Source organism: Microbacterium sp. Leaf351, assembly GCF_001423825.1.
GTDB lineage: Bacteria > Actinomycetota > Actinomycetes > Actinomycetales > Microbacteriaceae > Microbacterium > Microbacterium ginsengisoli.
Window position 1 is genome coordinate 1 of sequence record NZ_LMPK01000018.1, and the last position, 7,602, is coordinate 7,602.

Annotated in this window: 6 protein-coding genes and 1 pseudogene; 1 reads left to right on the top strand and 6 read right to left on the bottom strand. The window is 68.2% G+C overall.

Translation table 11 applies throughout. The features are described 5' to 3' along the window. Positions 1 to 11: 11 nt before the first annotated feature. The 5 genes and pseudogenes from ASG00_RS06825 to ASG00_RS06845 form a co-directional block, all read right to left on the bottom strand. Positions 12 to 521, bottom strand: a complete 510-nt coding sequence (locus ASG00_RS06825) for a carbohydrate ABC transporter permease (RefSeq protein ID WP_056518630.1) — start codon at positions 519 to 521, stop codon at positions 12 to 14. Continuing rightward, on the bottom strand, positions 521 to 1,498 hold the full coding sequence (locus ASG00_RS06830) for a carbohydrate ABC transporter permease (protein WP_045245917.1): 978 nt from the start codon (positions 1,496 to 1,498) through the stop codon (positions 521 to 523). The genes ASG00_RS06825 and ASG00_RS06830 overlap by 1 nt, the downstream gene beginning before the upstream one ends. Positions 1,499 to 1,552: 54 nt before the next feature. Continuing rightward, positions 1,553 to 2,870 (bottom strand): annotated as a pseudogene (locus tag ASG00_RS06835) (ABC transporter substrate-binding protein); the annotation flags it as partial. 76 nt (positions 2,871 to 2,946) lie between these two features. Beyond that, entirely contained in the window at positions 2,947 to 3,978 is a 1,032-nt protein-coding gene (locus ASG00_RS06840; protein ID WP_056207848.1) for a LacI family DNA-binding transcriptional regulator, read from the bottom strand. A gap of 295 nt (positions 3,979 to 4,273) precedes the next feature. Further along, positions 4,274 to 4,726, bottom strand: coding sequence for a GNAT family N-acetyltransferase (locus ASG00_RS06845; RefSeq protein WP_056207851.1), 453 nt, complete (start codon positions 4,724 to 4,726; stop codon positions 4,274 to 4,276). Between the two features lie 184 nt (positions 4,727 to 4,910). Here ASG00_RS06845 and ASG00_RS06850 point away from each other — a divergent pair, with 184 nt between their 5' ends. Then, positions 4,911 to 6,128 (top strand): NADP-dependent isocitrate dehydrogenase, encoded by a 1,218-nt coding sequence (locus tag ASG00_RS06850; RefSeq protein ID WP_045245731.1) that lies wholly within the window; start codon positions 4,911 to 4,913, stop codon positions 6,126 to 6,128. A 68-nt stretch (positions 6,129 to 6,196) separates the two neighbouring features. Here the strand turns inward: ASG00_RS06850 and ASG00_RS06855 are convergent. Further along, positions 6,197 to 7,602 (bottom strand): L,D-transpeptidase family protein (locus tag ASG00_RS06855; RefSeq protein WP_200930880.1); only part of this gene is annotated, 1,406 nt, incomplete at its 5' end.

A 7,602-nucleotide genomic window follows, 5' to 3' on the forward strand; every position in this document is an offset into this window, starting at 1 on the left:
CCCCGTCGCGGTCACGACGCCGCGGGCCCGAAAGACCACCACCCCGCGGGACTCCAGGCCACCGCCTTGGCCATGTAGTACAGCGGGTAGAGGAGCGCCTCTTGCGGCAGCAGGTTGGCCAGGAGGAACAGCAGCACGATCCACGTGCGTCCGCGCACGCGGCCGATGCCGATCGCGAAGGCGTTGAGCACCGAGATCAGCACGGCCAGCACGGCGACCATGCCGGAGATGAACACGGAGTTCCACACCTTCTGCGGGAAGTCCACGCGCTGCCAGAACGCGGCGAGACCGTCGAACGAGATGTGCGTCGGGAACGCGAGCGGTCCGCCGTTGGAGTAATCGGCGGGCGTCTTGAACGAGTTCACGAGGATCAGGTAGAACGGCGCGATGATGAGCAGCGCCGCGACGATCGCGAACGCGAGCATCAGCCAGTCGACGCCGCGCGCACGGTTGGCGCGCCGAGGGCGACGGCTCGGGCGGGTCGCCGTGCGTCCCGTCGTGAGAGTCATGGTGTCGGCCATCAGAGTCCCGCCCGTTCCTTGCGCTCGGACGCGTTCTGCGCCCGGATGAACAGCACCGCGACGATCGCGATGACGATGGTGAGCGCGGTGGCGATGGTCGCGCCGTAGCCGACCTGCTGCGCCTGGAAGAACTGGCTGTACGAGTAGTACGACGGCACGATGGTCGCCGTTCCAGGCCCGCCGCGGGTGAGCACGTACACGGGCCCGAACACCTTCAGTGCGGCGATCGTGCAGGTGAGGGCGACCACGTAGATCTCCGGTCGGATGATGCTCACGGTGATCGCGCGGAAGCGCTGGAACCAGTTCGCGCCGTCGAGCTCGGCAGCCTCGTACAGCTCGGGGTCCACGCGCTGGAGGGCCGCCATGAACACGACGACCGGGTAGCCGATCTGCACCCAGACGAGCACCGCCATGATGGCCCACAGCGCCGTGTCGGGGCTGCCGAGCCAGTCGTGGGTCAGGCCGCCGAGGCCCACGGCCTCGAGCAGCGAGTTCAGGGCGCCGTCCTGCGGACGCAGCACCCAGCCGATCACGATGCCGGCGATGGCGACCGGCAGGATCTGCGGGAGGTAGTAGGTGGCCCGCAGGAAGCTCGCGAGTCGACCGCCGAACTTGCGCCCGATGACGTCGAAGAGCAACGCCGCCAGCACCAGCCCGATGATCGTCGGGAGCACGACCATCGCGACGATCATCCAGATGCTGTTCCCGAACGACGTCCAGAACTTCTCATCGCCGAGCAGCCGCGTCCAGTTGGCGAGGCCCACCCACACGGGGGGCTTGATCCCCCGCCACGTCGTGAAGCTCAGGTAGACGTTCCAGGCGAGCGGGATGATGATCACCGCCGTGAGGAGCACGAGCCCGGGGACGAGGTAGAGCCAGTACGCACCGCGTCCGGCACGGCCCCGCTGCGGGATGAGCGGTTCGTCGGGAGGAAGGCGTCGAGCGCGGGCGCGCCGGACGAAGGGAACACTGGTCATGGTGGGTCTCTCGCGGTTCGGGTCGGTGGGGGCGGGGCCGGTGAACCGGCCCCNCGTACTCGCTGCCGAGAGCGGACTGCACCTTCGACGGATCCGTCCCGTTGACCAGGTTCTGCAGCTGGGCGACGAGGGTGTCGTAGAAGGTCGGCGTCGGCCAGTCGGGATAGAACGCGAGCCCGTCCTTGGCGGTGATCGCGTTGAACGCCGAGATCAGCTCTTTGCTCTTTGCGTCGGTGATGTCCGAGGGGTTCGCCGCAACGGGGACGCCACCGTTGTTGCCGATGATCGCCTGGATCTCGGGGCGCATGGTGATGTCGATGAACTTGTAGGCGAGGTCCTTGTTCTTCGCGTTCGCGGGAACCACCCAGAGGTTGCCAGAGGATCCGAGGCTGAGGTCGGAGCCGGGGAAGGGGAAGATGCCCCAGTCGTAGTTCTTGATCTCCGAGGTGAAGCGGCCGTACCACCAGCTGCCGGAGACGAAGATCGGGTACTTGCCGGCGATGAACGCCGTGCCGGCGTCCTCCGCCTTCATCCCGGCGACGTCCTTGGAGATGTAGCCCTTGTCGACGTACTGCTTGAGGGTGTCGGTGGCGTAGCTGATCTGCGTGCCCTGCCAGTCCACGGGCGACTTGTAGAGCTGGTAGTCGTTGACCCAGTTGCGGTCGGCCTTGCTGAGGGCGAGCTGGTACCAGAGCTGGCCGAGCGGGTATTCGGCACCGGCCTCGGCGAGGGGGGTGATGCCCTTGGCCACGAAGGCGTCGAGCACCTTCACGAAGTCGTCGTAGGTGGTGGGCACCTGCAGGCCGGCGTCGGCGAACATTTGCTTGTTGTAGTACACGGTGACGAACTCGCCGTAGTTGGGCACGCCGTACCACTTGTCGCCGCCCATGATGCCCTTGTCGTCGTACTTGGCGGTGGTCTGCAGCGACGACGCGAGCTTCTTGTCCCAGCCGTACTGGCTCACCGCACCGGAGATGTCGGTGAGCAGTCCCTGGCTCGCGAGCAGGCCGGCGGTGGCGTTGCCCTTGTTGTACTCCATGACGTCCGGAGCCTCGTCGGAGTTGAGCACCTGGCTCGCCGTGGAGCGAATCTGCTCGAAGCTCTTCGACTCGTACTCGACCTTGGCGCCGGTCTCCTGTTCGAAGATCTTCACGGCCTCGGCCCAGCCCTTGCCCATCGCGCTGTCCGCGCTCTCGTAGTCCCAGAGCTTGAGCGTGTTGGACGAGTCGGTGGCGGCGGAGCTTCCGGCGCCGGAGCAGCCGGCGAGCACGAGCCCGGCGGCCATGACGAGGCCGACGGCCGCGGCCGCCCGCTTCGCGGTGAGGTGTGATCTGCGTGCCATCGTTGGCACTCCTTTCTCGGTGACCGTCATCGGTCGGGTGTGTGTGGAAGGGACGATGAGTCGAAGCGCTTCGATAACGCGGATGCCACAGCTCGGCGGAGCGGCGTCATCCCGCGCGACGAGCGGCGGCCGGGGGTGGGGCGATCGAGGCGTGAGATCGATAGGTCGGCGGGATGAGGTGGACGCCGGGTGCACAGCGCCCGTCGTCGAGGCAGGCCATCGCGAGCGCGACCGCGCGCTCGCAGGACTCCTCCGGAATCAGCGGGAGGGCGTCGATCGGCGTGGTGAGCGTCGCCGTGTCGAAGGAGGATCCGACCGAAATCAGGGAGATGTCGGTGGGAACGTCGAGGCCGCGCGCGTCGAGCGCGGCGAGTGCGATCGCGTGGCAGGTGTCGGAGCAGTGCAGGAGGATGGCCGTCGCCCCGGCGTCGAGCATCTCGGAGATGCCCTGGCGGACCGCCGAAGTGGAGGTCGCGCCCACACCGGTGTGGCGGAAGTCGTGCGCGATCCCATGGTCGTCGGCGCGACGCCGGAAGGCCTCGCGCACGCGGGGAGGGAAGTTCGACCGGTCGTACGAGACTTCGGGATGCCCCAGCATGCCGATGCGCCGGTGGCCGAGGGCCGCGAGACGGTCGACCGCCTCGATGGTCGCGGCCTCGAAGTCCAAGTCGACGCAGACGAGTCCGTCGTGGTCGTCGGGTACGCCGATGAAGACGCTCGGCACCGGGATTCGGCGCGCCAGCGCGACCCGGTCGTCGTCGGGCGCGACGTCGAGCACCAGAACCGCGTCCGCGAGCGCGCTGTCGGCGACCCGCTGCATCCCCGTGGTGGTCTCGGCGTCGGTGAGCAGCAGCACGTCGTAGTCGACCTTCCGCGCCGCGATCGCGGTGGCCAGCACGAACGCCATGTGGGTGGGCGCGTGGGTGTCCAGGCGCAGCGGCTCGGTGAGTGCGAAGATGCGCGTGCGTCGGCCGGCGAGCATGCGGGCTCCGGCATTGGGGCGGTAGCCGAGTTCGTCGATCGCGGCCTGGATGCGCCGCCGGGTGTCGACCGCGACGGGCCGCTTGCCGCTCAGGGCGTAGGAGACGGTGCTGATGGACACGCCCGCGGCTCGCGCCACGTCGTCGATCGTCGCCATCTCTGCTCCATCGTCAGGACTTCGAAGCGCTTCGATCGGCGCCTCGACAGGGAGACTATTCAGAGCGGAGGACTTCGCGCAAGTCTTTTGTCGAGATTGCCAACAAATGACGTCGCGCACGCCGGCGGGTGCGCCTCTTCGACGCCGTCGAATCCACCCGCGCGCGTCGAATCCACGCCTCCCGCGCGGGCATGACGCGTGGATTCGGCGGGGTCGTGTGGATTCGGCGGAAGTGGGGGAGGAAGGGAGAGAGGGGGGAGAGGGGAGAAAGGGGGATGCCGCGGCATCCGCCCGATCAGAGCGAGATCTCGGCGATCGTCTCGCCGAACTCGGTCTCGCCCACGGGGGTGAAGCCGACGCGGCGGAAGAAGGCCTCGGGGCCGCCGTCGCCCGGCTCGTAGATGACGGTGAGACGGCTCGAGCCGCGCGTGCGCGCCTCGGCGAGCAGGCCGTCGACGGCGAACCGCCCGATGCCCTTGCCCTGGTCGTCGGCGTCGACGTTGATGCGCCAGAGCACCGAGCGGAAGTGGTCCTGGAGGGCGTCCGGGTCGAAGTTGCCGCTCACGAAACCGACCACATCGTCACCCTCGAGCACGACGCGCTGCCAGGTGGTGGTGGGGTTCACGACGGTCGCGGCGATGCCGTAGCTCACCGGTGCGAGGAACTGCTCCTGCCCGGGTTTCAGCGACAGATTGTTCACGGCCACAATGGTGGCGGCGGAGAGCTCTTCCAGACGGAGGTCGGCCATGGTCACAGGCTAGCCCCTGTGCGGGTGCGTCCCAACGCCTGTGTGCGAACCTCACAAGAAGCCCATGGATGCCGCTGCCACCGGGGGTCGCGGCATCCATGAATTCTCTTGATATCGAGATACTTTCTCCGTGCGATAGGCTGGTCCGCGGTCTGAGAAGCGCACGAGAAGTGAGGATCCACCGGTGGAGAAGATCAAGGTCGAGGGAACGGTCGTCGAGCTCGATGGCGACGAGATGACCCGCATCATCTGGCAGTTCATCAAGGACTCCCTCATCCACCCGTACCTCGATGTGAACCTCGAGTACTACGACCTCGGCATCGAGCACCGCGATGCGACCGACGACCAGGTCACGATCGACGCGGCGCACGCGATCCAGAAGCACGGCGTGGGCGTCAAGTGCGCCACCATCACCCCCGACGAGGCCCGCGTCGAGGAGTTCGGCCTGAAGAAGATGTGGAAGTCGCCCAACGGCACCATCCGCAACATCCTCGGTGGCGTGATCTTCCGCGAGCCGATCATCATCTCCAACATCCCGCGCCTCGTGCCGGGCTGGAACAAGCCGATCATCATCGGCCGCCACGCCTTCGGCGACCAGTACCGCGCGACCGACTTCCGCTTCGCCGGCAAGGGCACGCTGACCGTCGAGTTCACGCCCGAGGATGGCAGCGAGCCGCTGAAGTTCGAGGTCTACCAGGCGCCCGGCGACGGCGTCGCCCAGGTGCAGTACAACCTCGACGCGTCGATCCGCGACTTCGCCCGCGCCTCGCTGAACTACGGTCTCGCGCGCAAGTTCCCGGTCTACCTCTCGACCAAGAACACGATCCTGAAGGCCTACGACGGCCGCTTCAAGGACCTGTTCCAGGAGGTCTACGACGCCGAGTTCAAGCAGGCGTTCGAGGCCGAGGGACTGCACTACGAGCACCGCCTCATCGACGACATGGTCGCCTCCTCGCTCAAGTGGGAGGGCGGCTACGTCTGGGCGTGCAAGAACTACGACGGTGACGTGCAGTCCGACACCGTCGCGCAGGGCTTCGGCTCGCTGGGCCTCATGACCTCCGTGCTCACCACCCCCGACGGCAAGATCGTCGAGGCGGAGGCCGCGCACGGCACCGTCACGCGTCACTACCGCCAGCACCAGCAGGGCAAGCCCACCTCCACCAACCCGATCGCCTCGATCTTCGCGTGGACGCGCGGCCTGCAGCACCGTGGCGTGCTCGACGGCAACCAGCCCCTCATCGAGTTCGCGGCCACCCTCGAGGACGTCGTGATCACCACGGTCGAGTCGGGCGCCATGACCAAGGACCTCGCGATGCTCGTCGGCCCTGAGCAGGCCTGGCAGACCACCGAGGACTTCCTCTCGACGATCGACGCGAACCTCAAGGCGCGCCTGGGCGCCTGAGACGTCACGACGAAGGGGCGGATGCCGCAGCATCCGCCCCTTCGTCGTGACAGGGGTTCGACCCGGGCTCAGTAGTGCACGCTGACCTGCGTGCCGATCGGCGCCCAGGTGTAGACGAACTTCGCGTCGGGGATGCGCATGTTCACGCAGCCGTGGCTGACGCCGCGGATGCCGAACTCGTTGTGCCAGTAGGCGCCGTGCAGCGCCTCGTCCCCGTTGTAGTAGGAGACCCACGGCACGTTCTTGGTGCAATAGGTCGAGGTCGCCGTGCACCCCATGTCCTGCAGTGCGATGTGCGCGTAGATACGGAAGTTGCCCGTCGAGGTCGGCGTGGACGGCTTGCCGGGGGAGACCGGGTAGCTCGCGACGACCTGCCCGTTCTCGTAGAGCGTCGTGGTGAGGGTGGTCAGGTTGACGTCGATGTTGCGGCTCACCGTCTCGGTCTGGAACGCGGTCTCGGCGACCTGGAGACGGTAGACGCCGGCGTCGGGGGATGTGGTGGCCGACCCGAGCTGCGACGCGAAGGCTGCGGCGATGCCGGTGGTGTCGCCGATCGAGCGGCCATTCGTACCGTCGTTCTCGGTGCCCAGCTGCTTGCCCTGGAGGTCGGTGATGATCTTGGCGTTCACGGGCGCGGTGTCGACCGCCGCGGCGAGTCCGTCGACGGCCTTCTGGATGCCGGTGCGGTCGGCGGTCACCGTGAGGGCGCCGTTCGCGTCGCTGACCGTCAGCCACGAGGCGACCGTCGCGGCGTCGAGCGGGACCGTGCGCTCCTCGCCGACGTAGAAGCCGGCCGTGGAGAGCACATGGTTGAGGTTCGAGGCCACGGCGGTGGCGGCATCCGTGGTCACCGCGGGGCTGAGCGGCACGCGCTGGCCCGAGATCGTCGTCGCTGAGCGACCGTCGGTGAAGGCGCTCACGAGGGCGGCCGTCACGGCGGTCGCGTCGAGGCCGGAGCCTGCGACCGCCGGGGTCACGGTGTACGCGCCGGATGCGCTGTCGAAGCCGACCGATGCATCGGTCGGCTCGGTGTTCTGGTCGGGGGCCGCGGCCGCGAGCACCTTGTGCACGGCTGCCGCGTCGACGGTCACGTTCACCGCGACCGGGGTGCCGTTCCACTGGGTGACGTTCCATGCCGGGCGGGTCTCGAACACCGACGAGGCGATCTCGGTGGCGTTCACCGTCGCGCCCAGATCGGCACCGGTGACCGAGACGGTGCCCGCCGACGTCGTGATGTCGACCGTGGTCTCGGCGAGTCGCTGGGTGATGGCGGCGGCGGCGGACCCCGGCGTCATCCCGCCGACGGTGACACCGGCGACGGCGGTGCCCGGAGCGATGAGCACGAGCGATGCGGCGACGACCGCGACGACGGCGAGCGCGACGGCCGGCGCACCGATCCACCAGCCCAGGCGACGGCGCGCACGCGGCGGCTCGGCTGGCGCCCAGGCGTACTCGGGCTCCGGCGTGTGCGCGG